Origin of the sequence: Paenibacillus crassostreae (genome assembly GCF_001857945.1) — a bacterium.
GTDB classification, from domain to species: domain Bacteria; phylum Bacillota; class Bacilli; order Paenibacillales; family Paenibacillaceae; genus Paenibacillus_AQ; species Paenibacillus_AQ crassostreae.
This window is the reverse complement of the sequence record NZ_CP017770.1, coordinates 3042335-3069249: the sequence shown is the minus strand read 5'-3', so window position 1 is coordinate 3069249 and position 26915 is coordinate 3042335. Positions and strand designations below refer to the sequence as shown.

At 41.4% G+C, this 26915-nt stretch carries 29 protein-coding genes; all 29 read right to left on the bottom strand.

Annotated elements, in window-relative coordinates:
• Positions 1-7: 7 nt before the first annotated feature.
• Entirely contained in the window at positions 8-775 is a 768-nt protein-coding gene (locus LPB68_RS14045) for a WecB/TagA/CpsF family glycosyltransferase (RefSeq protein ID WP_068658787.1), read from the bottom strand.
• Positions 768-1913, bottom strand: coding sequence for a polysaccharide pyruvyl transferase CsaB (gene csaB / locus LPB68_RS14040; protein WP_068658785.1), 1146 nt, complete (start codon positions 1911-1913; stop codon positions 768-770). Before csaB ends, LPB68_RS14045 begins: the two co-directional genes overlap by 8 nt.
• On the bottom strand, positions 1889-3901 hold the full coding sequence (locus tag LPB68_RS14035; protein ID WP_418303805.1) for a DUF5693 family protein: 2013 nt from the start codon (positions 3899-3901) through the stop codon (positions 1889-1891). Before LPB68_RS14035 ends, csaB begins: the two co-directional genes overlap by 25 nt.
• 305 nt (positions 3902-4206) lie before the next feature.
• The gene (locus LPB68_RS14030) at positions 4207-5925 is read right to left on the bottom strand and encodes a phospho-sugar mutase (protein WP_068658783.1); all 1719 of its coding nucleotides are present in this window, start codon (positions 5923-5925) and stop codon (positions 4207-4209) included.
• A 63-nt stretch (positions 5926-5988) separates the two neighbouring features.
• Entirely contained in the window at positions 5989-6426 is a 438-nt protein-coding gene (gene fabZ, locus LPB68_RS14025) for a 3-hydroxyacyl-ACP dehydratase FabZ (RefSeq protein ID WP_068658781.1), read from the bottom strand.
• A gap of 240 nt (positions 6427-6666) precedes the next feature.
• On the bottom strand, positions 6667-6870 hold the full coding sequence (locus LPB68_RS14020; RefSeq protein WP_068658779.1) for a DNA-directed RNA polymerase subunit beta: 204 nt from the start codon (positions 6868-6870) through the stop codon (positions 6667-6669).
• Between the two features lie 11 nt (positions 6871-6881).
• Entirely contained in the window at positions 6882-7706 is an 825-nt protein-coding gene (locus tag LPB68_RS14015) for a flagellar hook-basal body protein (protein ID WP_068658872.1), read from the bottom strand.
• Between the two features lie 136 nt (positions 7707-7842).
• On the bottom strand, positions 7843-8727 hold the full coding sequence (locus LPB68_RS14010; RefSeq protein ID WP_068660190.1) for a flagellar hook-basal body protein: 885 nt from the start codon (positions 8725-8727) through the stop codon (positions 7843-7845).
• Between the two features lie 110 nt (positions 8728-8837).
• Complete coding sequence (gene mreB / locus LPB68_RS14005; protein ID WP_068660915.1) at positions 8838-9836, bottom strand: rod shape-determining protein; 999 nt, start codon at positions 9834-9836, stop codon at positions 8838-8840.
• Between the two features lie 200 nt (positions 9837-10036).
• Entirely contained in the window at positions 10037-10324 is a 288-nt protein-coding gene (gene spoIIID, locus LPB68_RS14000; RefSeq protein ID WP_068660192.1) for a sporulation transcriptional regulator SpoIIID, read from the bottom strand.
• A gap of 200 nt (positions 10325-10524) precedes the next feature.
• Positions 10525-11265 (bottom strand): M23 family metallopeptidase, encoded by a 741-nt coding sequence (locus LPB68_RS13995; protein ID WP_068660917.1) that lies wholly within the window; start codon positions 11263-11265, stop codon positions 10525-10527.
• Positions 11266-11324: 59 nt separating this feature from the next.
• On the bottom strand, positions 11325-12431 hold the full coding sequence (gene spoIID, locus LPB68_RS13990; RefSeq protein WP_068660194.1) for a stage II sporulation protein D: 1107 nt from the start codon (positions 12429-12431) through the stop codon (positions 11325-11327).
• Between the two features lie 213 nt (positions 12432-12644).
• On the bottom strand, positions 12645-13997 hold the full coding sequence (gene murA, locus LPB68_RS13985; RefSeq protein WP_157756237.1) for a UDP-N-acetylglucosamine 1-carboxyvinyltransferase: 1353 nt from the start codon (positions 13995-13997) through the stop codon (positions 12645-12647).
• A 369-nt stretch (positions 13998-14366) separates the two neighbouring features.
• On the bottom strand, positions 14367-14624 hold the full coding sequence (locus LPB68_RS13980) for a DUF1146 family protein (protein ID WP_068660198.1): 258 nt from the start codon (positions 14622-14624) through the stop codon (positions 14367-14369).
• Between the two features lie 260 nt (positions 14625-14884).
• Positions 14885-15301: a F0F1 ATP synthase subunit epsilon gene (locus LPB68_RS13975; protein WP_068660200.1), complete on the bottom strand. Its 417-nt coding sequence runs from the start codon at positions 15299-15301 to the stop codon at positions 14885-14887.
• Positions 15302-15367: 66 nt separating this feature from the next.
• Positions 15368-16768 (bottom strand): F0F1 ATP synthase subunit beta, encoded by a 1401-nt coding sequence (gene atpD / locus LPB68_RS13970; protein WP_068660201.1) that lies wholly within the window; start codon positions 16766-16768, stop codon positions 15368-15370.
• Positions 16769-16808: 40 nt separating this feature from the next.
• Positions 16809-17669, bottom strand: coding sequence for an ATP synthase F1 subunit gamma (gene atpG, locus LPB68_RS13965; protein WP_068660203.1), 861 nt, complete (start codon positions 17667-17669; stop codon positions 16809-16811).
• A 132-nt stretch (positions 17670-17801) separates the two neighbouring features.
• Positions 17802-19316 carry a F0F1 ATP synthase subunit alpha gene (gene atpA / locus LPB68_RS13960; RefSeq protein ID WP_068660205.1) on the bottom strand — a complete coding sequence of 505 codons (1515 nt, stop codon included), beginning with the start codon at positions 19314-19316 and terminating at the stop codon, positions 17802-17804.
• Between the two features lie 11 nt (positions 19317-19327).
• Complete coding sequence (locus LPB68_RS13955) at positions 19328-19879, bottom strand: F0F1 ATP synthase subunit delta (protein ID WP_068660207.1); 552 nt, start codon at positions 19877-19879, stop codon at positions 19328-19330.
• Positions 19876-20343, bottom strand: a complete 468-nt coding sequence (gene atpF / locus LPB68_RS13950; RefSeq protein WP_418303837.1) for a F0F1 ATP synthase subunit B — start codon at positions 20341-20343, stop codon at positions 19876-19878. The genes LPB68_RS13955 and atpF overlap by 4 nt, the downstream gene beginning before the upstream one ends.
• A gap of 118 nt (positions 20344-20461) precedes the next feature.
• Positions 20462-20674, bottom strand: coding sequence for a F0F1 ATP synthase subunit C (atpE, locus tag LPB68_RS13945; RefSeq protein ID WP_068660212.1), 213 nt, complete (start codon positions 20672-20674; stop codon positions 20462-20464).
• A 98-nt stretch (positions 20675-20772) separates the two neighbouring features.
• Positions 20773-21534, bottom strand: coding sequence for a F0F1 ATP synthase subunit A (gene atpB / locus LPB68_RS13940; RefSeq protein ID WP_068660214.1), 762 nt, complete (start codon positions 21532-21534; stop codon positions 20773-20775).
• A gap of 27 nt (positions 21535-21561) precedes the next feature.
• A complete protein-coding gene (locus LPB68_RS13935) occupies positions 21562-21942 on the bottom strand; it encodes an ATP synthase subunit I (RefSeq protein ID WP_237087893.1) in 381 nt (126 codons plus the stop codon).
• Positions 21932-22165, bottom strand: a complete 234-nt coding sequence (locus LPB68_RS13930) for an ATPase F0F1 (protein ID WP_068660218.1) — start codon at positions 22163-22165, stop codon at positions 21932-21934. Before LPB68_RS13930 ends, LPB68_RS13935 begins: the two co-directional genes overlap by 11 nt.
• A 171-nt stretch (positions 22166-22336) precedes the next feature.
• The gene (wecB, locus tag LPB68_RS13925) at positions 22337-23494 is read right to left on the bottom strand and encodes a non-hydrolyzing UDP-N-acetylglucosamine 2-epimerase (RefSeq protein WP_068660220.1); all 1158 of its coding nucleotides are present in this window, start codon (positions 23492-23494) and stop codon (positions 22337-22339) included.
• 19 nt (positions 23495-23513) lie between these two features.
• Positions 23514-24149, bottom strand: coding sequence for a uracil phosphoribosyltransferase (gene upp, locus LPB68_RS13920; RefSeq protein ID WP_068660222.1), 636 nt, complete (start codon positions 24147-24149; stop codon positions 23514-23516).
• Between the two features lie 240 nt (positions 24150-24389).
• Complete coding sequence (locus LPB68_RS13915; RefSeq protein WP_068660224.1) at positions 24390-25637, bottom strand: serine hydroxymethyltransferase; 1248 nt, start codon at positions 25635-25637, stop codon at positions 24390-24392.
• Positions 25638-25747: 110 nt separating this feature from the next.
• Positions 25748-26356, bottom strand: a complete 609-nt coding sequence (locus tag LPB68_RS13910; RefSeq protein ID WP_068660226.1) for a TIGR01440 family protein — start codon at positions 26354-26356, stop codon at positions 25748-25750.
• Between the two features lie 19 nt (positions 26357-26375).
• Entirely contained in the window at positions 26376-26825 is a 450-nt protein-coding gene (gene rpiB, locus LPB68_RS13905; protein WP_068660228.1) for a ribose 5-phosphate isomerase B, read from the bottom strand.
• Positions 26826-26915 lie beyond the last annotated feature (90 nt).

The window sequence follows — 26915 nt, the reverse complement described above, 5'->3', positions numbered from 1 at the left end:
GCCTTTTTTAGCTAGATTTTGTCACGTTCTCTCTCTCGCGTAGCACTTTTACTACGAATTGAGGCAACGCAAGCATTCTTCGATATCTCTTAGGTTCACTCAAGAGGCGATGTAACCACTCTAACCCAAGTTTTTGAAAAATAACAGGTGCTCGTTTGGTCTTACCTGAGATAACATCAAAGCTACCTCCAACTCCCATGATTAATGGAACAGCCAGCTTGTCCTTATATTTCGCAATCCACGGTTCCTGAGTTACCGCATCACGAGCTACAAACAGAATATCTGGTGTAGTTGCTTTAATCTGTTCAATGACTGATTCATCTTCATCCGGACCGAAGAAGCCGTCACGATAACCAACGATATGCACACCTGGATACTGCTGTTCTAATCTGTGTGCGGTCTCCTGTATTACTTCTGCCATTGAACCAATCAAATATACTCTCCAGTGGTAGTTCTCGCCTACTCGCATTAATTCATGTAAAAGATCAAAGCCTGCAACACGTTCTTGCACAGGATCTCCACCTATACGCGCTGCCCATACCACACCTGTTCCATCAGGAACGATGAATTCAGCATTCTGCATAATTGTCATATAAGAGGAATTCTCTAGGGCAGTCATAACCATAATAGGGTTAGCCGTTATCACTTGATGAGGGGTTCCAGATTTAATGACAACTTCCGTTAAATACGCAACCGTATCCTTCATTCCCCATTTGCATACTTTTATCCCGAAGATAGGTACCGTTGGCACTTGTTGAAATCTAGGTTTATCCATGTTTCATCACCTTGTTTGCTATATATTCGACGATTGCTCTAGCAGGAGTTTTTGCTTCCTGTTTCAATTGGATAATCTGTGTAGCATGGACCTTACGCCAATCCTCTTCATGAAATAAAATACGTTCCAACTCCGAAGATATATCACCTGCATTTAGTGTTGCCGTGTTGCCTACAGCTGAAAGATCTAGTCTATTCAGAAAATGGTCAATCTTCGGATCGTAAGAAATTCCGATCATCGGTACCTGTGAATTCGCAGCATAGATTAGACTATGTAGCCTCATGGCAATAACGATCTGACATTCACTTATTTCCCTTAGCATGTCCTGAGGATGATCAACATCTGCACATAGACTAACGCGACTCCCAGTAGATCTAGTATCGCCAAGTAAATCTATCATGAACTGTGATGCTTCCACATCCGAAGGGAGATGGAAAGGTAGAAATCTAAGATGAAGGGGTTGGTGTGACATCACCTGTTGCAATCCTTCAACGATCTTCACAAGTTCCTTCCGATCTTGCTCCCAATACCGTACGGAGATACCAATTACCGGCAATGAAATAGGATCATAATTAATTACTTCATTACTTATTTCATTATTCCTTAATTGTAACCCCATCACTGGATCGGGAACGACATCAATCACGTTAGCATTTAGCCCCATCTTTTGTAGCAATTCACCCGATTGTTGGTCACGAACTGAGATATAAGCACATTTCTTAAATACAGATTTGATCATTGGATAGAACAATCCGTGATTTACCGGACCCACACCTTGAGAATAAATAAATGTAGGTTTACCCATCCATTGGGCTAACTTAATGATTCCTAGGTAATAAGGAATAGTCTTCATTCCTGTCGCATCCTGAAGCAAACTTCCACCGCCACTAATAAGACCACAACTACTCTTAATAGCTTGTCTCACTTCCCCTAACTTCATACGATGAACGGCTTCAATCCCATAAGTAGCTGACGTCCGTTCAGGATCAATCGAGAGAACCACAGGTTGGATTTGTATTCCTGCTTCAGTAGCCTGTTCTTGTAACGCTGTTAGAATCGATTGGAGAACCGCTTCGTCCCCACTATTCTTATATCCATAATACCCTGATATGACTATCTTGTGAGGCGTGGTGACCATCGTTTCCAACACCCTTCTATAATCTGCCATGCCACGATGGCAATAAGACCAATAATAAGTCCTAATCCTAACCCAAGCAGGTTGCGAACAAGCGAAATCGTAAGTGGTGTATGAATATGGGCAAATGTATCTACCATTGATAATTGACCTATCACAGCAATCACCATCAAATAAATGGCATTACGATACTTAATCGACATAAAGATCCCCAGTAAGAATATAGGATGAGCCAACAAGAATTCCTTATTACGTGGTCGAACACCAAATGTATTCTCCATAAGTGAACGGAATGTCAATTCAATCGATGATACCGACCCAGCATTACCTGTACGTTGTAAATAATACCAACCTACCACACCGATAACACCTACTACTATGACACCCAAGATGGTAATCCTACTCCGTAGGATATTGCCCAGTTGTTGACGTAAATTGCCACCACGATACAGAACAATATACAGACCCGTTAGGGCAATTGGAGCGAAATGCAATAAGCTAACTCCACGGAATTGCTCAATCATCAATTGATAAGTTACATTATTTAACAATGCAACGACAAACGGGATCGCACTCATGGAAATAATAGCCGTCTTCAGATACAGCACAATCGCATGCATTACACGACGACTCAATTTCATTTCTACCGCTTGAAGGTTGAGTCCATTAACTTTACGAACTGCTAACAACATCGCGATCGTTGGCCCACTGATGGCTACGAACAAAGCTAGTGCTTGTTCAAACAACGTTGGCTTCAACACAATGAGCCCTGCACTTCCAATAACCCCTAATATGAAAGCTGAAATGGTCAGGATTGGGAAGAAATATGAGATCATTAATGATATAAACGCCACAGCACCAATGACTACGATCAATTTAAATATCCGTTGATAAGAAGAATCTACAACGTCAAAAGATTCCGCTGGTCCGATTGTAAACCCATTACTTTCAATTTTATCGATAGCATTACCAGGATCTACAAGACTATGGATTAAATTATCCATTGGATCTGTAATCATCGCTTTCGTCGCGTTACGACTTGGAGCAGCATTTAAATAAAACATGCGGATATTACGGTCTTTGCTAGCCAAAGTGAAGCGATCAGCAATCTTCTGAACATCCAGGGCTGCATCAGCATCACTTAAAGAATATAAGCGTACGACATTGTAATCAAGAGCATAAGCCAATTGCTTCAATCCAAGTTGCGGCGCTTTTAAATTCTCAATGGTTGCAATACCTATGTTATGTTCTTTCAGTAACTCAGCAAACGCATTTAAACTCATCTGGGCCGCTTGGTCATTGTATCCTTTGACAGATTCCCCTTCGAATAGAACACGTTGTACTCCTTCAGAGGCATAATCAGATATCAATGACTCCATATAATCTGGATCATATGGAAGGCTGTCCGCCAACCGTGGCATAATGATGAACCCTTTGCTACGCAACATATTGAACGTAATGGGATCAGATTGCATTGGCTTCAATACAGCATTCTCCATTGGCGTCTCAATCATTAGCCCAGTCTGATTCTCATAAGTCCAAGGTTTCACTTCGATCTCTAGCATCTGAAAAGTCTGCTCGATAATTGGAGATATCTCACGGGCGTTCTCTTCATTCGTGAAAACAACATATGTGAAATTCTCATTTACCGGAATAAGTTCATTCTTTTGCTTAGCGAGATCTATACTACTATATAGTGTAATGCGTCGTGATTTCTGGAATTCGTCGAGTGTACTTTCAAACATAGCCATTGTACTGACTCCAGCATCTTTCAGCCGGTCCAATTGCTCGTTGATATAATCATTAGGATGAGCTTGTATGGCAGCTATATCCACTAAGTCACGGTAATCGAATACAAACTCCACTTGATTCGCGGATGTCTCTGTTTGATAACGGTCATATATCACGGGTATAGCAGCCACGATTCCCACGATAACTAGAATCCACAACCATTTGCGTGATGACTTACTCCACTGTTTCCATTTCTGCACTACAATTTCCTCCTTATTCTCACTCAGGAACACGAATACTAGACATGTTCCTGAGTCCTATCCCATTAAACTTTATTTATATTTAAATACGTGTTCAAAAAGTCAGATTTTCAGCACCGAGCTTATGCTTACGATGCTGCGTTTTTTCAAAACGCTTTAGAAGATTGGATAAAGCAAGGGAGTGAGGAGCGGAGCGTAGGCAGTACCTACGAGAGCACCGGAAGGACCGGCTGAATTCAATATTCGATGTCGAATACGCCCCTTGCTATACTTCGTGATCAAAAGATGACTTTTTGAACTACCGCTTAAGCGTCAACACGTGCCATGACAACTTCGACTAGCTTGGCAATTCGTTCATCCGCATCCTTTAGAGTCTCACCACGAACTGCAAAATAAACTTTGATCTTCGGTTCTGTTCCTGAAGGTCTTAGACAGAACCATGATCCATCTTCCAGCATGAATTTTAATACATTCTCCTTAGGAAGATCGTCAAGCCCTAAAGAATAATCCAACACGTCATTTATACGAACTCCTCCAACCTCTACAGGAGGCTGAGTCCGCCAATCTGCCATTAGCGATTGAATTTGTGCAACTCCATCTTTACCTTTCAAGGTACGAGATTCGAGTTTCTCTTGGAAGTATCCGAACTGATCGTATAGCCCTTCTAACACATCGTATAATGTTTTACCTTGGCCTTTATAATAAGCACCCGCTTCAGCGATCAACATTGACGCGAGTACAGCATCTTTATCCCTAGCATAGTTCCCCGCGAGGTAACCATAACTTTCCTCATAACCGAATAGATACGTATATTGACCTGATGCTTCATATTGAGTCATTTTCTCACCAATATATTTGAATCCAGTTAGCGTATTAACGACTTCTGCCCCATAATGGCGTGCAATCGTTGCGCCCATCTCGCTTGTTACGATTGTCTTCACTACGACACCATTATTAGGGAGCTTCCCAGCTTCTTTAAGTTGACTTAATAGATAATGAATCATAATCGCTCCGGACTGATTACCAGAGAGTACGACATATTCACCATTCCGATCTTTCACAACAGCTCCCATTCGGTCACAATCAGGATCTGTTCCAATGAGAATGTCTGCATCTAATGATTGGCCCAACTTTATCGCTAATGTAAAAGCTTCACGCTCTTCAGGGTTAGGTGATTTCACTGTAGAAAATTCAGCATCTGGTTGTGCTTGTTCCGGAACCACATGAATATGTGTAAATCCGATGGATTCCAACGTCTTACGTACAGGAATATTCCCTGTTCCATGTAATGGCGTATACACGATCCGGAAATCATCACCTAGTGATGTACATATTAGATCTGCATTTATGCTATTCAGAGCTACTGTGCGAACAAATGCATCATCGTCTTCTTCTCCAAGCCATACTAACAGACCTTGTTCTTCTGCCTCTATCTGAGTCAGTTTCTTCACAGCTGAGAAAGAATCAACATTCTGGATATGATGAATAACTTGCTCTGCTTCATGTGGAATAAGCTGCCCACCTTGATCATTATATACTTTGTACCCGTTATATTCTGGAGGATTATGACTTGCAGTCACGACAATCCCTCCTGTTGCTTTCAAATCACGTACACTGAACGAAAGCTGAGGAGTCGTCCGAAGAGAAGGGAATAGCTTGGCAATAATCCCATTACCCGCTAATACTAGTGCTGCTTCCAGAGCGAACTCTGGAGAGAAATGACGAGAGTCATGAGCAATAACAACAGAAGGTCGACCCGTTTGTTGTCCATGGCTCTGTTGTATATATTGTGCATACCCTTGTGTCGCCTTACCTACAGTGTAACGATTCATGCGATTACTACCTGCACCGATCACACCACGAAGTCCCCCCGTACCAAACTCCAAGTCTTTATAAAAGCGATCTTCAAGCTCCATAGGATCGTTCTCTAAACTACGAAGTTCTTGTTTAGTATCCTCATCAATATAAGAATCCTGTAGCCATTTCTGAATATTATTAATAGAATGCTGTGTTAATTGAGACATCAATAAATCTCCCTTCGATTCTAATAAATTTCAACCTAACCTATATAAATATTGTAATCAATCTTATGATGCTGTTGGATCAGATAATGCGAACATGATTTCACCTTCTGCTACAACTTTACCCTCCACAGAAGCCTTAGCATGACCTTTACCAATACTGCCCTTTAAGCGTGTAATTTCAACTTCTAATCTCAATGTATCTCCTGGAACAACTTGGCCACGGAACCGGAAATTATCCAGACCTGCTAGAAAACCGATCTTCCCTTTATTACTCTCTACATTCAAAATAGCAACAGCTCCCACTTGAGCCAACGCTTCAGTAATGAGAACACCTGGCATTACAGGATATCCCGGGAAATGGCCTGTAAAAAATGGTTCATTGATGGTTACATTCTTGATCCCTACTGCCCGTTTACCTACTTCCATCTCAATAATACGATCAACTAATAGGAATGGTGGTCTATGGGGGATAATCTCTTGAATTTGATTCACATTTAACACGAACAAAACTCCTTTCGAATAACCTTATTATATTACGGTAATACTATGTATATCCTTCATCTTCTGCAGAATTTGGAGGTTCAGATAAGGGGCTTTCTCCTAAGAGGCAATCATTGTCTATGGGAGAGGGCCCTTTTGTCCATAGCCCACCACCATTATACAGTTATCGAACATAAAAAGAAAACTCCCAATGAATAGGAGTTTTTATCATTTTTGTAACCAATATCGTATATTCATCCTTTACGAAGGGGCAAAAACTAGATCGTATACGTGTTTCCAAGTCTCCCACAGAAATACTTCCTCGATACTACGTTTCCCCAAGATGACATACCCCACAACCATTCCGCTAATTAAGGCGATGAGTAAAAAGATTGGAATCATGTAACGCAGTACAATTCTCCATGTCGGTGTTGTCTTCTTCACAGACTTGTTAGATTCGCTCATGTTACCTCCATCTAACCCCGCAAATTATTCGCAAGATTCATCAAAGTATCACTGGAGGTTAACGCCCGAGACATAAGCTGATATGCTCGTTGCACCTGTACCATCTCTGCCATTTCTACAGTCAAGTCCACATTCGATTTCTCTAAATACCCTGAGTGGATCGACACATCCTCTGGAATGGCCACTGTTGACATTCCAAATGCCATATTTGTTGTTACTCCATCAGCCAGAACAAATTTATTTCCGTCTACTCGAACTAACCCTTCTGGTTTTTCCAGTTGAACCACTAGTACCTGAGCAACTATTTCTCTCTCGGATGTTCCGTTCTGTGTGGCCCATACATTTCCGTCACTATCAATGGCTACCTTAACATCTGTTGGAACAGTGATCGGGGCATTACCTTCTCTATTAAGCACTTTATCACCTTGATTATTCACAAGAACCATCAAGCTATCAACTTCGGAATCTGGAACAAATTGAAAAGCACCATCACGTGTATATGCTGTATTCCCATTGCTCTGTACAGCGAATAAACCATTGCCTTCAATCGCCAAATCCGTTGGAAGACCTGTCTCCTGCGGTGTTCCTTGCTCCCAATCCAGCGTAATAGCAGCCTGTTTAATTCCGTACCCTACGTTATACCCCATTGGTGTTGCTCGTCCCGCACTTTCGAAGTCTTTATGTTGACTTTGTACTGTAGTGAGTACATCTTCGAAAGAACTCTCTTTTCTTTTATATCCCACCGTATCCATGTTAGCTATGTTATCTGCAATGACATTCAATCTCGATTGCATACTATTTAAGGACACCATTGCAGTAATGATGGAGTTGTTCATCTTATACCTCCTAAGAGCTTTACGAAGTAAAGCTAGCTTCGTAAGCATATTCTGAGCTTTACGAAGTAAAGCTAGCTTCGTAAGCATATTCTGAGCTTTACGAAGTAAAGCTGACTTCGTAAGCATTAGCTTAGTTTTACACTCTTCCTATTTCGTTAACAGCTTTCTCCAAGCTCCTATCATAATATTGAACAACTTTCTGGTTCGCTTCATACGCGCGCGCCGCTAGGTTCATATCCACGATCGATTGAGCGGAGTCTACATTGGACCGTTCGATATATCCTTGACGAACTGTCATATTATCACCAGCTTCACTTAGACGAACACCCGCTGCTTCAATATCATCTATCCGGAATACACCGTTTCCTTCTCTCACCAATTGATAAGGTTGATTCACGATACTAATGGCTAAGGATGCTCCTGTAGCCACACCTGTAGTTGCATTAATAAGCTGACCTTGTCCATTCACTTTAAGGTTATCAACAGAACCATTGATTGTAATCGGTTGATTATTTGCACCTAATACAAGGAATCCTGTAGACGAAGTAAGTTGACCCGCCGCATTCACTACGAAATTACCATCACGAGTATAACGTATATTCCCCTCAGCATCTTGCACCGTGAAGAAAGCTTGCGATTGGTATGTCGTATTCCCTTCTTCATCAACATACTGCCCATTCGCATCAAATGCAATAGGTTGTCCTGTATTCGGATCATTACTTACCAAATCTGATACGAGGGCAAAGTCAGTTGTCTTATCAGTTACTGTTACATCTCCTTGTAAGAACATGGACATACTTTCTTCCATAAATACACCTGTATTCAGCTTACCTATCGAGCGCTCTGCGTTCTTTACATCTCCACCTGTTATAGATACGAGTACTTCTGGAAAAGAACGAGCTGCAGAATTCACCTGCTTATATCCTGTCGTGTTAATGTTAGCAAGATTCTGCGTTATGGTATCATGACGACGTTGTTGTGTTATCAATCCAGCTGCTGCTGTATACAATCCTCTTAACATAAGTCCAATCCCCTTTCACTATCATCTTACCATCTATATAAATATCTCCATATAAAATGTATCTACCAAATTTACTCTTTTTTTATTTACTATTAGTATTTATCGGCATATTAGAATTTTTTCTTAATTACTTTATCTAAATTATCAAGCATAATACCTGTTCCTTTTACTACGCAGTGCATCGGGTCTTCCGCTATTAATACAGGAACACGCAATTCATCAGACAATAGTTCATCTAATCCGTTCAGTAAAGCACCGCCGCCTGTCAGAATTACACCGCGGTCGATAATATCTGCTGATAATTCTGGTGGCGTCCGTTCTAATACGGACTTAGCCGACATCACGATAGCTGTAATTGGATCTAATAATGCCTCTTGAACCTCGCTAGAATGAATGGTGATCGTTAATGGAAGTCCCGTTACCATATCCCGTCCACGAATGTCCATCTCAGCCTGAATACCACCTGGTCTTACTGTTCCAATTCTCAGTTTAATATCTTCAGCTGTACGTTCTCCTATGAGCAATTTATATTTACTCTTTATGTACTTTGAAATAGATTCATCGAACTTGTCACCTGCTACTTTAAGTGAAGAAGCGGTAACGACATCGCCCATCGAAAGAACTGCAACATCCGTCGTTCCGCCACCGATATCGACTACCATGTTGCCACTTGGCTCATAGATATTCATACCGGCCCCAATCGCTGCCGCCTTGGGTTCTTCTTCTAGATATACTTCCTTAGCACCACTATGCTCCGCTGCTTCTCGAATTGATTTCTGTTCCACAGATGTTATATTGGTCGGTGCACAAATGAGAATACGAGGATGACTATACCAAGTACGTCCACCTACCCGATTAATGAAATATTTAAGCATCGTTTCAGTTACTTCAAAATCAGCAATAACTCCGTCACGTAACGGTCGAATTGCTATAATATTGCCTGGAGTACGTCCAATCATACGACGTGCATCTTCCCCAACAGCAAGAACTTTTTTAGTATCCCTTTCAATGGCTACAACCGAAGGTTCGTTTAATACAACGCCTCTCCCTTTAACGTGAATGAGCACATTTGCCGTGCCGAGATCTATTCCAATATCCTTGCTTAACATCATGAAAGAGCCCCCAAAGTGTTATTTTATGGTGAATTGAGATGTATAATGTGTTAACCATTTGCATTCGACAATAACCTACATAATTCCTTTATTCTCGAATACCCCACGATTATAACTTTTCGATCCCATACCATCTTTTAACATATCATACTTCAGGGGAAGTATTCAACGGGAATTGTCGGTTGAACTCCTTAATCTTATGACTTTGCCGTACCTACTGCTTCTCTTTTTTTATTATTCGTTTTTTTATACTTAATTTTGGTGGCTTCGCCTCCCCTAAGATGGCGGATGGATTTGTGATATTCGAGAATGTGCTTAACTTGATCCGCCAGTTCAGGATTTATCTCTGGCAGTCGTTCGGTTAAATCCTTATGCACCGTACTCTTCGATACGCCAAATTCTTTGGCAATGGTTCGGACCGTGTTCCTAGTCTCCACGATACAACGTCCAATCTTGATGGTCCGTTCCTTAATGTAATCGTGCACGCCCCCGCCTCCCTACTGTGGATAGTTTGGTACATTATATGAGGGGCGTGCCTATATATTCACAGTTTCAAGAGTTGACAAGCTTGATTATTCTCATTTATTTTGTGGACATGTTATGTTCAGCACATCTAAAAAACAGCAAAAAGGCAAGGAGATCCTTACCTTTTTGCTGTTTATCCTGTTACTTTTTTTCAGAAAATTTATTTAGGTGGAAGTAATTCGGCTGGGTTGACTAGGTTGCCGTTATTATATACTTCGAAATGCACATGGTTCCCAAGATCACTTTCCATTTCGCTACGACCAGCACTCGCCAGAGTGTCCCCTTGAACGATCTCGTCCCCAACTTTCACTTTCGCGTCAGCTAAACTTTGATAGACGGTCATTAAATTCCCTGAATGCGTAACTTCCACAACGGTTCCCATCAATGGATGTGCTTCAACGCGTGTTACCTTTCCATCCAGTGCGGCTTTGACTTCAAACACTTTGTCATCTTCGCGGGCAAGGTCAATACCATTATTCGTTACTGAAATATCATTGTATTGAACCATAGCCTCCTGATGATTCTCGGTCGTTCCCTTCGGGTCATAGAACGGTTTAACAACATTAACTTCTTTAGCATCTGCTACTGGCCATGTCATATTCTCCGCCTTGGCAATCACTGCAAGTGACTCTGCTTCTTCCTTCTCCATACCTACAACAACTTCATTCTGAGAGAGTGTGCTGTCCGATACAGTAGTGAGGTCTGTAGTAAGTGATTTCTGACTGGCATCCTGATAGACCCACACTAAGGTTAATATAATTGCTGCTGCGGCCATGTAGGCTGCGGGATAAACCCAACGTTTCGACAACAGCCTCTTCCATGCAGACGGTTGATTCACCGGTGCTCCTTTAAATGGTTTAGGAGTTTCTTCATGGTTTTGATTTTTGTTCTGTTCATTCATATTGATCACCTCTGTAACCATTGTTACCGAGACGAACTCTTTTATACCTTCTCTATATATTATTTTTTAGAGAGTAGTTTAGTAACTTCTTCAAAGTCTATTCCTGTATAGTAGTGTCTGAGAATTTGAGTAGCTGTATATCCTGCTTGGGCCATCCCGTTCGCTCCCCATTGGCTCATTCCTACACCATGCCCATTCCCATAGGTTGTAATAGCAATATCCTCTCCCGAATCTTCCCAAGTAAATTCACTAGAACGTAATCCTAGCATCTCGCGAACTGAACGCCCACTGAACGTAACGCCACCTATATTTATTTCCTTAATTCGATGACCTTCAGTCATTGAGAGAATTTGAATGAGAGAGTTATCTGCAGAAAGACCCATTTGTTTGGCAAATTGTTTTTTACTGATCTTAATTGTTTCCTTATAATGTGGAGCGATTTGTTTATCCCAAGGACTGGATACACTACGTAGATACGGAATCGTCTCTTCCCAGTAATCCTCTGAATTCTCAGTATATCCATTACTAGTTGAGAAAAAAGTTGCAGTGATTGGCTCTCCATCGTACGTCATAATCATATTACGACTTTCCTGTACAGCACGACGTATGGTTGTTAACTTTGATGCTTTACCCTGATTGCTCCATTCGTGCTCAAGATTCTCTTTTGAGATATAAGCTTGATGAGAGATCGTATCTGTTACATCAGCTCCCTGCACAGGAACACCACTCTTATCATCATTTAATAGTCGTCTTGCAATATAGGTTCGTGCGGCTATAGCCTGTGCCTTGATAGCATCAAAGGCGAAATCAGCTGGCATTTCTGCAGCAATAACACCTATTACATATTCTTCAAGCGGTAAAGTCTCGATTTGTTCATTCTCAGATAAATAGACGGATACCATAATTTCCGGTTCCTCATTCTCAGTTACCGTAGTTAAGATAGGACTCGCTTGATCTACAGTTACTTCTGTAAGTGGAGGTTGGCTCGTACTCGTAGGGTTAGGGTGAAGGCTCACCACTAATATAGGAATCAACAATGCCATCATCAATAAACCTCCTATCGCCCATATGACCGGAAAAAAATTCCTTCGCAAGGCAGTGCGACGCCATGGAACAACTTTGAAACGTTTCATTGAAATATTCATTTGATGGATCAGTTCTCTCATGAATGGTACTCCTCCGTTCACTCTCTTCAAATGTCTACCTTTTTCGTCTCTATCTATTTCATTTATATGTAATTAGAAGGATTGATAGAACCATTTGAGAGAGAAAGAGTGCACAAAAAGACCAAAAGCTCCACCCATAGGGTTTTACTTTTGGTCTTATTCATAGCTTAAATTATTATGAAGTTCTTAATCTACTTAAGTGATTCTGATACCTTAAACCCAAGTAGGTTGAGTCGAGAATCGTTTCACTTCATCTTTAACTTTCTGTTGAACAGGTTGCTCCTTCACAGACTCCAATACAGGCTCATCTACGTCAATTCGCCAAATATCGGCACCAAGTGCGGATAACTTCTCAGCGATATGAACATATCCTCGCTCAATATGGTGTACACCACTAACTTCTGTAGTGCCATCAGCTACAAGGCCAAGTAAGATCAATGCAGCTCCTGCACGAAGATCCGTAGCACATACTTTAGCACCACTCAGTTTGGTTCGACCTGTAACAATTGCAGAACGCCCTTCAACTTTAATCAAAGCGTTCATAAGCTGGAATTCATCAACATGCATGAATCGATTCTCAAACACAGTTTCGGTAACGACACTTGTACCTTCAGATACAAGTAACAAAGCCATCATCTGTGACTGCATATCAGTAGGGAATCCTGGATAAGGGAGCGTCTTGATATCTACCGAACGTAGTGGATGTTTCGCAGTAACACGAATGCCATTCTCGTCTGGTTCAATTTTCACACCCATCTCTTCCATCTTGGAAATGACAGGACCTAGATGATCCGCAATTGCTCCTTCTACGTATACATCCCCACCTGTAATCGCAGCAGCCACCATATATGTACCTGCTTCAACGCGGTCAGGAATAACCGTATGTTCAACACCATGCAACTTCTCTACACCTTCAATACGAATAATCCCCGTACCGGCACCGCGAACTTTGGCACCCATACTATTCAAATAATTCGCTAAATCGACAATTTCAGGTTCCTTTGCTGCATTCTCAATTGTTGTTATACCCTCTGCCAAAGTAGCTGCCATCATAATATTCTCAGTGGCTCCTACGCTTGCAACATCCAGATAGATCTTGGCTCCACGTAGTTTACCATTACTTTTAGCTTCAATGAAACCTTGACCAAGACTAATCTCCGCACCTAAAGCTTCGAATCCTTTCAAATGCTGATCAATTGGTCTTGTACCGATGGCACAGCCACCAGGCAAAGAAATTCGAGTGTAGCCCATACGCGACAATAAAGGCCCCATCACAAGAAAAGAAGCACGCATCTTGCGTACATACTCATAAGGCGCTTCACAAGTCGTTATTTCTTCTGCATTTACATGTAAGGTTTCGTTGTCATAACTCACCTTCACACCTAGTGATTCCAAAACTTTACTGATTGTAATCACATCGTCAAGGGGAGGGGCATCGTAGATCGTACTTACCCCTGTTTCCCCCAGTATAGAGGCAGCGATGATCGGAAGAACTGAATTTTTAGCTCCGCTAACTTTAACATTTCCGATCAATCTATTGCCACCGCGGACGATAAATTTGCTCATCATGATTCCCTCCGCGTCCGTAATTTTCCTTTTGTAAGTTAACTCTTATTCAAAACACTCTTAATTTTCCAGCTTTCATCATAGCATTGATTATTTCACCTGTACAAGCGTTTTTTTTTAATATAAGAAGGTATAAGTTTCACTTGAATCAATTTCATAATCGCCGATGCAGCTAAATCGGGTTGCGTAATTATGAAATTGATTCTTGATACTCTATTTCTTATATTTCGGCATAGCCGTTTCTGATTGTTAATTCATATTTAAAATAAAATATTATTCTAGTTATCATTATGTTACTTATCCATAAATGGTTCAAGGAAAAAATCTGGCTTATCCCACATTGTTGACATAATGATATGTAATAATTCATCAGAACATATACTTTAGCATTTGGCTCCAATTTAGATAATCAAGAATAAAACCTGCAACAAATCGACCGAGTACTATGGACAAAAGTACCTGAAGTAACTTACCTTGCGCTCCCTGTGGGTTACGAATCAATAAGTCTAACTTTAAATTCTGTAATGCCCACCACGATAACCATATACAAATAAGCGAAATGACAATGGACACGAGCCCATCTACACTTACAACGTTAGAAATTGTGCCTGATATGCTACTATTCACTTCAGATCACCTTATCCTTTCAGGTTATTTGTTAAATCTTTTGTACGACTCTACTATCATACTTGCCTTGTTAAAAAGAATCCAGTTTTGTAATCGCTTTATTTTGTATTTTTTGAAATTATTTTGATTTACTAACACCAGCAAGTGTAAAAAGTCCATTTAAATCCATACTCACTTTGGGTTGCTATTACTTGCACAGAGTACATCTAATTACTGGAACAAAAAAACAGTCAAGCTATAGTAGCTGACTGTTTTTTATATTATTTACGAAGATGGGAGTAGACATTAATCCGATTCATGGCTCTCTTTAATGCTAATTCAGCACGTTCAAAGTCAATATCAGCTTGATGGCGTTTCTTGGCTCCGATACGACGCTCTGCACGTTCTTTCGCAGCAATTGCACGTTCTACGTCAATTTCAGTTTCCAATTCCGCACTTTCTGCTAATACAACCACTTTATCTTTACGGACTTCAACAAATCCCCCACTCACTGCAATGGATGTGTATTCTTTGCCTATTTTAATATTAATCGGCGCTACCTGTAGCGGAGTTATGAATGGAATATGACCTGGCAAAATACCTAATTCCCCTTCGATTCCACGAACAGTCAAGCCATCGACCTCACCAGAATAGGCTAGATGATCCGGTGTGATGATTTCCAATAAAAAGGTGCTCATTTGTTCTCCTCCTCAAAGCTATTCGAAGAATAGCTACTACGAAAGCAATAGAATAACTCGATCACTTTATAGTGACTTCGCTTTTTCAACTGCTTCTTCAATGGTTCCAACATAAAGGAATGCCGCTTCAGGAAGATTATCATGCTTACCTTCAAGAATTTCTTTAAAGCTACGAATAGTTTCCTTAACAGGAACATATTTTCCTGGGAAGCCATTGAACTGCTCAGCCACGTGGAATGGTTGAGACAAGAAACGTTGAATTTTACGTGCACGAGCTACAGTTACTTTATCATCCTCGCTCAATTCATCCATACCCAAGATGGCAATGATATCTTGAAGTTCGTTGTAACGAGCCAAGATTTGCTTCACCCCTTGAGCTACGTTGTAATGTTCTTCACCTACAATTTCAGGAGCGAGAATACGAGAACTAGAAGCTAGTGGATCTACCGCTGGATAAATACCCATCTCAGAAATTTTTCGTTCCAAGTTTGTGGTCGCATCCAAGTGAGCAAATGTCGTAGCTGGTGCTGGATCTGTATAGTCATCGGCAGGTACGTAGATGGCTTGGATAGAAGTAACAGAACCTTTTTTGGTCGAAGTAATACGCTCTTGCAATTGACCCATTTCTGTCGCCAATGTTGGTTGATATCCAACCGCAGATGGCATACGACCAAGCAATGCCGAAACTTCGGAACCTGCTTGTGTGAAACGGAATATGTTATCAATAAATAACAGAACGTCTTTACCTTCTTCATCACGGAAATGTTCAGCCATTGTAAGTCCAGTAAGAGCTACACGAAGACGTGCACCTGGAGGCTCATTCATTTGACCGAACACCATCGCTGTTTTCTTAATAACGCCGGAGTCTGTCATTTCATGATACAAGTCATTACCTTCACGTGTACGTTCACCAACACCTGCGAACACGGAAATACCACCATGCTCCTGCGCAATATTGTTGATCAATTCTTGAATGGCTACTGTTTTACCAACACCGGCACCACCAAAGAGTCCGATTTTACCACCCTTTTGGTATGGAGCTAGAAGGTCAATAACTTTAATCCCTGTCTCAAGCATTTCAGCTTGTGTGGACAGTTCATCATATTTAGGAGCTTCACGGTGGATCGGTTTCTTAAATTCAGTTACAACTTCACCAGCTTGGTCAATAGGTTCTCCTAATACATTAAATACACGACCTAATGTTTCAGGACCTACCGGTACTGTAATTGCTGAACCTAAATCCAATACTTCCATTCCACGAACCAAACCATCTGTGCTAGACATCGCGATACAACGCACTCTGTTATCACCCAAATGGTTAGATACTTCTAAAGTCAGGTCAATTGGTCTCCCATTAGGTAAGACTGCCTGAATCTTAATCGCATTGTAGATTTCCGGAAGTTGACCTCTTTCAAATTCGATGTCGACAACCGCACCCATTATGCTGACAACGCGTCCTTTATTCATCTTTTGTTTCCCTCCTACAAGTTTGCTTCAAACATCGATCTTAAGACTGTGAGTCTGCACCAGCTACAATCTCAGAAATTTCCTGTGTAATTGCCGCTTGGCGAGCACGGTTATAGGTCAACTGTAGTTCTCCGATTATCTTCGTAGCATTCTTAGTTGCACTACCCATTGCTGTCATCTTCGATCCCAATTCACTAGCTTTCCCGTCCAACAGGGCGCTGAAGATGAGTGTCTCTGCATATTTCGGCAAAAGCACTTCTAAAACAGCACTTGCAGAAGGTTCGTATTCATACGAAGCCGTGACCGAATTCGTATTAACGGTTTCCATTGGCAACAGTTGTTCCGCCTCAGGAATCTGTGTTAACGCATTAATGAAACGATTATAGCAAATATGCAATTCATCAATATGACCCTGTTCAAAACGTTGAACCGCAGCATATGCAATAGATTTAATATCTGCAAATACAGGTGTGTCAGATAAGTCCGTTAGTTCCTCAACCACCGGAAGATCTCTGCGACGGAAATATTCTCGACCTTTACGCCCAATAACAAATAACTCATATTCATCTTTTGATTGATGACGCTCAGCTATTGTAACCATCACTTTTTTCAAAATATTCGCATTATATCCACCCGCAAGACCACGGTCGGAAGTAATAACTAAATATCCTGTTTTATGCACTGGACGTTTCTCAAACATCGGATGCTTGATATCACTTGAACTGGAAGCAATACTGAACACCACTTCTTTAAGCTTATCCGCGTAAGGTCGGGATGCTGTAGCTTTCTCCTGAGCTCTTCTAAGCTTAGCGGCAGCTACCATTTCCATTGCCTTCGTGATTTGCTTGGTGCTCTGTACACTCTTGATCTGACGTTTAATATCACGTAATCCTCTTGCCATGTTTTCACCACCTTAAAGTTTTGACAAGGTCAAAACTAGCATCGTAAGCGTTAACTTAGTTTTGACAAGGTCAAAACTAGCATCGTAACTAGTATAAAAAGTGATACCGAGCCTCACGGCCCGGTCTATGGTCTATGCCGATACAGAAAATCCTTTTTTAAATGTCTCAATAGCTTCTTTCAAAGCTGTTTCATTATCCGCAACCAAATCCTTCGTATCACGAATCGATTGAAGAATTTCAGGACGGTTACTTTCAACAAAGGAAATAAACTCCTTCTCGAACCGGCGGATATCGATGACAGGAATATCATCCAAATGACCTCTTACTGCTGAATACAAGCTAATCACTTGTTGTTCAACTTGTAGAGGTTGGTTGACACCTTGCTTAAGAATTTCCATCAATCTCGCACCACGATTTAGACGAGCCAATGTTGATTTATCTAAGTCTGAACCGAATTGAGAGAACGCCTGAAGCTCACGGTATTGTGCAAGGTCAAGCTTCAAACCACCTGCGACTTTCTTCATCGCCTTGATCTGTGCTGAACCCCCTACGCGAGATACAGATATACCAACGTTAATCGCTGGACGTTGACCCGAATAGAACAATTCAGACTCTAGGAAAATCTGTCCATCTGTAATGGAAATAACGTTCGTAGGAATATAAGCAGATACATCTGAAGCTTGTGTCTCGATGAACGGTAATGCCGTCAACGATCCTCCACCTAGAGCATCACTAAGTTTCGCTGCACGTTCCAATAGACGAGAATGTAGGTAGAAAACATCCCCTGGATAAGCTTCACGACCTGGCGGACGACGAAGCAACAATGAAAGCTCACGATAAGCAGATGCTTGTTTCGTTAAGTCATCATAAATAATGAGCGCATGCTCACCTTTATACATGAAGTACTCACCCATAGCACAACCAGCATAAGGTGCGATGTACAGTAGTGGTGATGGCTCAGAAGCCGCTGCAGTTACAACGATTGTATATTCCAATGCACCGTGACGACGAAGTGTTTCTACAACTTGTGCAACTGTAGATTGCTTCTGTCCGATCGCAACATAAATACATTTCACGCCATTACCTTTTTGATTAATAATCGTATCGATTGCAATTGCTGTTTTACCCGTTTGACGGTCACCGATGATCAACTCACGTTGGCCACGGCCGATCGGTACCATTGCATCAATCGCTTTGATTCCGGTTTGCATTGGTTCGTGAACCGATTTACGATCAATAACACCTGGTGCATTGTTCTCTACCGGACGGAATTCTGTCGCTGCAATCGGACCTTTACCATCCAATGGTTCTCCAAGTGCATTAACTACTCGACCAAGTAATGCTTCACCCACAGGGACTTGCATAATTTGACCTGTACGTTTAACTTGGTCACCTTCTTTAATCTCTGTGTAACGACCTAGAATAACGACACCTACGTTACTCTCTTCCAAGTTGAGTACCAATCCGACAACTCCATTGGAGAATTCCAAAAGCTCACCGGACATCGCGTTCTCAATCCCATGTACGCGCGCAATACCATCACTTACTTGAATGACAGTACCAACTTCAGCGACTTCTATGTCAGATTTATATTGTTCAATTTGACTTTTAATAAGTGTACTGATTTCTTCTGGTTTGATACTCAATATTTTCACCCCTATCTACTATGCTTGTCATTAAATGACTTTTCGAGACGTGCAAGCTTACCGGACAAACTACCATCATACAGCGTATCTCCGATAACAACCTTCAATCCTCCGAGCAGGCTCTTGTCGACCATGTTGTTTACACGAATCACCTTGTGCGCTACTTGGCCAAATTCAGCCGCTACTGCTTCTTTCTCGCGCTCATCAAGCGGATATGTTGAATATACAACGGCATCCGCCATCCCCAGGCTTTCGCCCTTGAGTTTGACATAGCTGTCTAAAAGATCAGGAAATATATCAGTTCTCCGCCGTCTCACAAGTAGTTCCACGGTATTTATCACAGCCTGTGACAGCTTGCCCTGAAGTGCTCTATTGAGCGCATTCAATTTATCGGAATCAGAAATGTTTGGCGTAGTGAGGAAACGTTCAATCTCATCATTACCTTGAATGACTTCTACAAGTGCCTTCAAATCCTGTTCAACCTCAAGCGTTACTTTCTCCTGTGACGCCACTTCAAACAGTGCTTTTGCGTACCGTTTAGCGACTACCGTATCGCGACTCATGATTTGCCCCCTACCTCTTTGAGGTATTGGTTCACGAGTTGTTCATTCGTAGAATCCTCTTGAACTTCTTTCTCAAGCAATTTAGACGCGATTTGGACAGAAATCGTACCAATCTCACTTCTTAATGCTTCTACAGCCTTATTCTTCTCACTTTCAATATCGCGCACTGCCTCAGATTTGAGTCGTGCTACAGCATTGTTAGCTTCTTCAAGAATCTGTTCAGCTTGCTTGCTACTTGTTTTCTTAGAAAGTTCCACGATATCGTAAGCTTCTTTCTTTGCTTCTTGAAGGGCAGCCTTTTGATTCTCTACATACTCAACTGCCTGTTCACGTGTTTCTTTTGCATCGTCAAGTTGCTTCTGAACTAACATACGACGCTTCTCCATCACATCAAATAGCTTACCAAAAGCAAATTTGTTCAATAACCAATACAGAAGTGCAAACGCTAGTATAGTCCAAAGCATATCTTCCCAAATAATCGTCAATGAAGTCACTCCTTTCCGTTAACACGAAGTCCGATTCTAAACAAAAGGAAGGCGCGGATGACATCGGCCCTCCCCGCCAAACCGTTTGACATCTAAATTAAGCGAACATAATCAAGAACGCGATAACTGTTGCAGCCAAAGGTACAACTTCGACAATACCAACACCGATAAACATTGTTGTTTGTAGTGGGCCAGTTGCTTCTGGTTGACGAGCAATAGATTCCACCGTTTTACTTACGATCATACCGTTACCAAGACCTGCTCCAAGTGCTCCCATACCTACTGCAATAGCTGCTGCTAAAAATTCCATTATAAATTTCCTCCTTCAAATATTCTTAGTGTTTTTATAAAAATATAATATCTTCTGCGAATATCATCTAAAACTCTAAATGAGTTCACTGAAGTTAATTAATGTTCTTCATGAGTCGTCATTTGGGCAATGTATACCATGGTTAAAATCGTGAATATAAATGCTTGTAATGCTCCAATGAATACACTAAATCCTTGCCACGCTGCCATAAACGGAATGGATCCCCAACTTAGCTTAAGAATAACCGTTATGAGTACCTCACCTGCAAAAATATTAGCGAACAAACGAAGTGCTAACGCAAACGGTTTGGATAGATTCTCAATAATGTTCAACGGAAGGAAAATTGGAAACGGTTGGAGAAAATGTTTCAAGTAATGCTTCCGGTTTAACTTTAATCCCAGGTAATTCATAAGGATAAAGACCACTATAGCAAGTCCAGCCGTAACGTTAATATCTGCCGTTGGTGACTTCCACCATAAGAGATGAGAATGTTCATCAGGCCCCATATTGCGAGTAGCCTCAATCACATATCCAAATATCTCTCTTTCACCATGCGTTTCTGTAATGATCGCGAAAGGTAGTCCCAATAAGTTAGCTACTAGAATGAACAGAATCAATGTTAACCCTAATGACAAATAGGGTCTCCCCTTCTTCACATCCATGGTGCTACTAATTAAGTTAAGGACAAACTCTACAACCCATTCCATGAAATTCTGAATCTTCGATGGATTTTCTACCGATAGATTCCTAACACAGAGCTTAACGAGAACGAAAACAATCGTAGATGTTACCAAGAGCATTAATATGGCAGAGAGATCAAGGTTCAGTCCCCCCACATTAATAATCGGTATATCATGCATTGAAATGTGCTCCTCCTTTCAACTAAATTAGGATGACTTCTTTCTTATACTCAAATATATAGCGACAGGAATGGTCAAAATCTGTGGTAGGAATAATCCAGCAATGGTCGCCTCAATTGAGAATTGATCCATCTTTATTGCAAGCATAACGGCTAGAATTGAGAAGCACAGTCTCGTAACAAAACCTAAACCGAACTGTCTCTTCTGCGTTACGATTGCATCAGCTAACTTACGAACTTTCAAAGAAAGAAGGCTTGTATTAACCAATCCTACTACTATTCCTAAGACCATTCCCGATGTGACTGTGCGATATTCCGGGTACAAGGCCCATCCCACTAGCAACGCTGACATCATCAGTAAAGACAATCTGGTGACTGTATTTACAATGGAAATGGTATTATCCATCATGCTCCCCCAAAAATTTTTTGATCAAAATGACAATTTGAAAGGTTCCTAAAGCTAGCCCCGAAATCGTACCAATCGCGATCCAATAACTTGGCCCTTCCCACACCTTAACCAACCATCTACTCACAAAAAAACCAACAAGAATATAGGTAGCAAGAATGCCTCCGGCTCCACTTATGTATAGCGCCATGAACCAAGGATTATCATTACGTTTTGGGTTTCCCATCGCTTCAATCCCAACCTATTTTACTGAATATTTCAATCTTTTGTCAATCAAACGTTTTCATCACGTTAAAGCGAGAAAACCCACTTAAAATGACCTGATTTATGCACGAAAACCGCGTAAACCATACAGTTCAACTGTACACTAATTCATACAATATAAAATAACACTTTTTCACTCATTTGTGAACGTTTTGTGAAATTCTTCTGGACGGTCATCATTATATCCGAAATGGTGAAGTATCGCATTGACAATTCTTCCCGAAGCCTTTCCATCTCCGTAAGGGTTGGCGGCCCTACTCATGGAATCATACAACGTCTGATTCGTTAACAAATCTTTAGTCCGTTCATACACCTTCTCCTCATCCGTACCCACCAATTCAAGCGTTCCCGCTTCGATTCCTTCCGGCCGTTCTGTTGTGTCACGAAGCACAAGGACAGGCACACCAAACGATGGCGCTTCTTCCTGTAACCCTCCAGAATCGGTCAATATCAAGTGAGTATGCGGATAAAAATTATGGAAATCCACCACATCCATCGGTTCTATCAATTTAATCCGTGGATGGTTCCCCAGAATCTCATGTGCTGGGCCCATCACCGCTGGACTCGGATGTACCGGATAACAAATTGCAACATCCTCGAATTCGTCGGCAATCCGTTTAACCGCACGAAAAATATGACGGTGCGGTTCGCCCTGAGACTCCCTGCGATGCGCCGTCATTAAAATTAATTTTTTACCAGAGGCCCAGTCTAACACAGGATGACTATATTCGGGATGTACAGTATATTGAAACACATCTGTAATCGAATTGCCTGTGATATATACGCTTGACTTTGACTTGTTTTCTGAAAGTAGATTCTTTGCAGACCAATCTGTAGGAGCAAAATGAAGATCGGCAAGAACCCCTGTTAATTGACGATTCATCTCTTCAGGGAAGGGAGACTTCTTATTCCAAGTTCTTAGTCCTGCTTCTACATGTCCTACTTGAATTTGTTGCATGAAAGCCGCATAGCTAGCTAGAAAAGTCGTCAAAGTATCCCCATGTACGAGTACGATATCCGGCTTAGCCTCACGAAGAACAGGCTCAAGCCCAGCCAATACACGAATGGAAATTTCATTTAATGTCTGACTTTCCTTCATGACATCCAGATCATAGTCAGGCTGAATCTTGAACACTTCCAATACCTGGTCTAACATTTGACGATGTTGTGCCGTTACGCAGACAATAGATTCGATGACATCAGAGTATTTCTGCATTTCAAGAATAAGCGGTGCCATCTTGATCGCTTCAGGTCGAACACCAAATATCGTCATCACTTTAATCTTCTTCATGGATTGAACCCTCCTTTCCTTACTTAGTACCGTATAGACGGTCTCCAGCATCCCCTAATCCAGGAATAATATAACCATGTTCATCCAACCGCTCGTCCAATGCCGCAACATAGATATCTACGTCAGGATGAGCATCATGAACAGCCTTAACACCTTCTGGAGCTGCAATTAGATTCATCATCTTAATTTGAGTACAGCCACGTTTCTTCAGTACATCAATTGCTGCAATAGCGGATCCGCCCGTTGCCAGCATTGGGTCAATTACAATCAATTCGCGTTCAGTAACATCCGTTGGTAATTTCGTATAGTATTCAACCGGTTGCAATGTTTCTGGATCACGAAACAGGCCAACATGACCCACTTTAGCCGCTGGTAGTAACTTCAATACGCCATCTAACATCCCTAATCCTGCACGCAGAATAGGCACAAGACCTAGCATACGGCCTGAAATAACACGACTCTGTGTCTCTGCTACAGGTGTACGTACCGTAACCGTCTCTAAAGGTATCTCTCTTGTAATCTCATATGCCATAAGCGTCGCCACTTCGTCAACAAGCTCTCTGAAATCCTTCGTGTTCGTCTGCACGTCACGGATGAATGTTAGCTTGTGTTGAATTAAAGGGTGATCACAAATCACCAATTTTTTTTGTCCCATAATGTCCTCCTGGATATTCGTATGTCTTCATATTTAGCTTAATAGCCGTAGTGTGTTCAAATCTTAACTATTATATCATTTTAGGATAAGACTTTGCACGTACATTGATCTCAACAAACGAAATTGAATGATGTAATTAACCATATTTCATATCATCAAGCAAAATAAAACGAGCACTAGATTATTTCTAGTGCTCGTCTTGTTTAAAATATATGAAAGTATAAGTGTCAAACCCTAAGATTAGTATTCCAATTCTGGATAAAGCGGATATTGATCTGTCAATGCAGTTACTCTAATAGCCGCTTGGGCTAGTATAGCCTCGTTCTCTGGATTCTTGAGAGCTAGTGCAATGATCTCACCAATCGTAACCATCGCTTTTTCATCCATGCCACGTGTTGTTGCAGCTGGAGTTCCGATACGAATACCACTCGTTACAAATGGACTTGTAGGATCAAAAGGAATCGCATTCTTATTTACTGTTATCCCAATAGAATCTAACACTTTCTCCGCTACTTTACCCGTAATATTCACGCTACGAGTGTCAACTAATAGCAAGTGGTTATCCGTACCACCAGATACGATGTTCAGGCCTTCACGAATAAGTGTCTCTGCCAATACTTTAGCGTTCTTAACAACGTTCTGTGCATAAGTTTTGAAAGATGGATCCAACGCTTCTTTAAGCGCAACTGCTTTAGATGCGATAACATGCATTAGAGGACCACCTTGTGTTCCTGGGAATACCGCTTTATCAATCGCTTGTGCCCAAGGTTGCTTGCATATAATCATCCCACCACGTGGACCACGTAGAGTCTTATGAGTTGTTGTAGTTACAAAATGAGCATGTGGAACTGGACTTGGGTGAACTCCACCCGCAACCAGCCCGGCAATATGAGCCATATCGACCATGAATAACGCTCCTACATCATTGGCAATGGAAGCCAACGCTTCGAAATCAATCGTACGCGGATAGGCACTTGCACCAGCAACAATTAGACGAGGACGGTGTTTAAAAGCAATTTTACGAACTTCATCATAATCAATAAGGAAAGAATCCTCCTGTACGCCATATGGAACAAAGTTATACAAAAGACCCGATGCATTAACTGGACTTCCGTGAGTTAAATGCCCACCGTGAGCAAGATTCATACCTAGCACCGTGTCTCCAGGATTAAGTACAGCAGTATAAACAGCCATATTCGCTTGAGCTCCAGAGTGTGGTTGTACATTTACATGCTCTGCTCCAAACAATTGTTTGGCACGATCACGTGCAATATCCTCTACGATATCTACACGTTCACAACCGCCATAATATCTTTTACCTGGGTAACCCTCTGCATATTTGTTAGTTAAAACAGATCCCATAGCCTCCATCACAGCTTCACTCACGATATTCTCAGACGCGATAAGTTCAATGTTGTTACGTTGACGTTTAAGTTCTAAGTTCATAGCCTCTAATACATCTGGGTCAGCCTTGCGTAATTGTTCCATTTTTATTCCTCCTAAAAGTTTTTTATAGCATAATCTTCGTGAATAATCTTCGAAAAAACTAGCATCGGAAGCATATACTTTAAAGTTTTTTGAGCGTTACTTCTTGATGTTTAATCACAATGATTTGAATCATCGTGTTGTATGGAGACTGTCTCTTCCAACTGATAATGTGCTCTTTCCCCGCCAATCAACTTCGGACGGGTATAAGCCGCATTTACTCGTGCCTGCCCTATATTTCGAAGGCTTGGGCGAAAAGGAACGGCGACACGCCGTAAATGCATCCCAATCATCGTCTCGCCAATGTCAATTCCAGCGTGCGCTTCTACACTTTCAGCTAGACAGGGTTCAAGCATCATCCGATATGCAGCAGAAGCCATGGAACCTCCCGCTTTAGGATAAGGAACTGCAGCAACTTCTATTAAGCGAAGGTCTTCAAGGAGCTTTCTTTCCATGACTAGCGATCTATTCAAATGCTCACAACATTGATACACAACATAGAATCCCCGTTCTTTACGAACCTCTTCAATACCAAGAAGCAATTCATTCGCAACTTCTAAGGCCCCACTAGTACCAATATGACTACCCACTACTTCACTTGTACTTGTACCCACAACTAGTATTTTCCCCGGACCTAACTGAGCAGATTCTGCAACTTCCCGTACGACCTGAGCGACTTGGTCTTTCAGAGACACACCTGTTGATTGCAATCCTTGATCCATGATGAAATCCCCTTTAGTGTTACAAATTACGTTCTTCAATAAGTCTGATCTTATTCACACGGTTTACATGACGTTCTTCTCCACTAAATTCCGTTACAAGCCATTCTTTCACGATCTCACTAGCTAATCCTGGTCCAATTACACGTTCTCCAAGAGCCAACACATTTGTATCATTATGTTCTCGTGTTGCCTTTGCAGAGAAGACATCATGGACAAGTGCACAACGGATACCAGCCACTTTATTAGCTGCAATACTCATGCCAATCCCAGTTCCGCACACCAGAATACCTCGATCAACTTCACCCGCTGTAACCATATCACAGACTGGAAGTGCATAATCTGGATAATCAACGGAATCCGTGCAATTACACCCTACGTCCACTACTTCATGTCCTAACTTCTGAATGACATTAACGATATCCTCTTTCAACCGAACGCCACCATGATCTGTTCCTAAAGCAATCTTCATCTGATGAAAAACCTCCCATGTATTCCTCTTTTGTCTTGTACCATTATACCTAATTTCTGACCAAAAGACGAAAAAAGAGCAGTCTACGGA

Bases quoted from the DNA above. Each gene is read 5' to 3' on its own strand.
- LPB68_RS14045 (WP_068658787.1), bottom strand. From the start codon at position 775: ATGGATAAACCTAGATTTCAACAAGTGCCAACGGTACCTATCTTCGGG.
- LPB68_RS14020 (WP_068658779.1), bottom strand. From the start codon at position 6,870: ATGAGCGAATCTAACAAGTCTGTGAAGAAGACAACACCGACATGGAGA.
- spoIID (WP_068660194.1), bottom strand. From the start codon at position 12,431: ATGAGAGAACTGATCCATCAAATGAATATTTCAATGAAACGTTTCAAA.
- LPB68_RS13955 (WP_068660207.1), bottom strand. From the start codon at position 19,879: ATGAGTCGCGATACGGTAGTCGCTAAACGGTACGCAAAAGCACTGTTT.
- LPB68_RS13995 (WP_068660917.1), bottom strand. From the start codon at position 11,265: ATGAATGAACAGAACAAAAATCAAAACCATGAAGAAACTCCTAAACCA.
- mreB (WP_068660915.1), bottom strand. From the start codon at position 9,836: ATGTTAAGCAAGGATATTGGAATAGATCTCGGCACGGCAAATGTGCTC.
- LPB68_RS13915 (WP_068660224.1), bottom strand. From the start codon at position 25,637: ATGGAACAATTACGCAAGGCTGACCCAGATGTATTAGAGGCTATGAAC.
- murA (WP_157756237.1), bottom strand. From the start codon at position 13,997: ATGAGCAAATTTATCGTCCGCGGTGGCAATAGATTGATCGGAAATGTT.
- LPB68_RS14015 (WP_068658872.1), bottom strand. From the start codon at position 7,706: ATGAACAACTCCATCATTACTGCAATGGTGTCCTTAAATAGTATGCAA.
- LPB68_RS13935 (WP_237087893.1), bottom strand. From the start codon at position 21,942: ATGATGGATAATACCATTTCCATTGTAAATACAGTCACCAGATTGTCT.
- atpB (WP_068660214.1), bottom strand. From the start codon at position 21,534: ATGCATGATATACCGATTATTAATGTGGGGGGACTGAACCTTGATCTC.
- atpG (WP_068660203.1), bottom strand. From the start codon at position 17,669: ATGGCAAGAGGATTACGTGATATTAAACGTCAGATCAAGAGTGTACAG.
- atpF (WP_418303837.1), bottom strand. From the start codon at position 20,343: ATGCTTTGGACTATACTAGCGTTTGCACTTCTGTATTGGTTATTGAAC.
- upp (WP_068660222.1), bottom strand. From the start codon at position 24,149: ATGGGACAAAAAAAATTGGTGATTTGTGATCACCCTTTAATTCAACAC.
- LPB68_RS14030 (WP_068658783.1), bottom strand. From the start codon at position 5,925: ATGTCTCAATTAACACAGCATTCTATTAATAATATTCAGAAATGGCTA.
- rpiB (WP_068660228.1), bottom strand. From the start codon at position 26,825: ATGAAGATTGCTTTAGGAACAGATCATGGTGGCGTTCGGTTGAAAGAG.
- atpD (WP_068660201.1), bottom strand. From the start codon at position 16,768: ATGAATAAAGGACGCGTTGTCAGCATAATGGGTGCGGTTGTCGACATC.
- LPB68_RS13930 (WP_068660218.1), bottom strand. From the start codon at position 22,165: ATGGGAAACCCAAAACGTAATGATAATCCTTGGTTCATGGCGCTATAC.
- LPB68_RS14010 (WP_068660190.1), bottom strand. From the start codon at position 8,727: ATGTTAAGAGGATTGTATACAGCAGCAGCTGGATTGATAACACAACAA.
- LPB68_RS13910 (WP_068660226.1), bottom strand. From the start codon at position 26,356: ATGGATCAAGGATTGCAATCAACAGGTGTGTCTCTGAAAGACCAAGTC.
- csaB (WP_068658785.1), bottom strand. From the start codon at position 1,913: ATGGTCACCACGCCTCACAAGATAGTCATATCAGGGTATTATGGATAT.
- atpE (WP_068660212.1), bottom strand. From the start codon at position 20,674: ATGGAATTTTTAGCAGCAGCTATTGCAGTAGGTATGGGAGCACTTGGA.
- LPB68_RS13975 (WP_068660200.1), bottom strand. From the start codon at position 15,301: ATGAGCACCTTTTTATTGGAAATCATCACACCGGATCATCTAGCCTAT.
- wecB (WP_068660220.1), bottom strand. From the start codon at position 23,494: ATGAAGAAGATTAAAGTGATGACGATATTTGGTGTTCGACCTGAAGCG.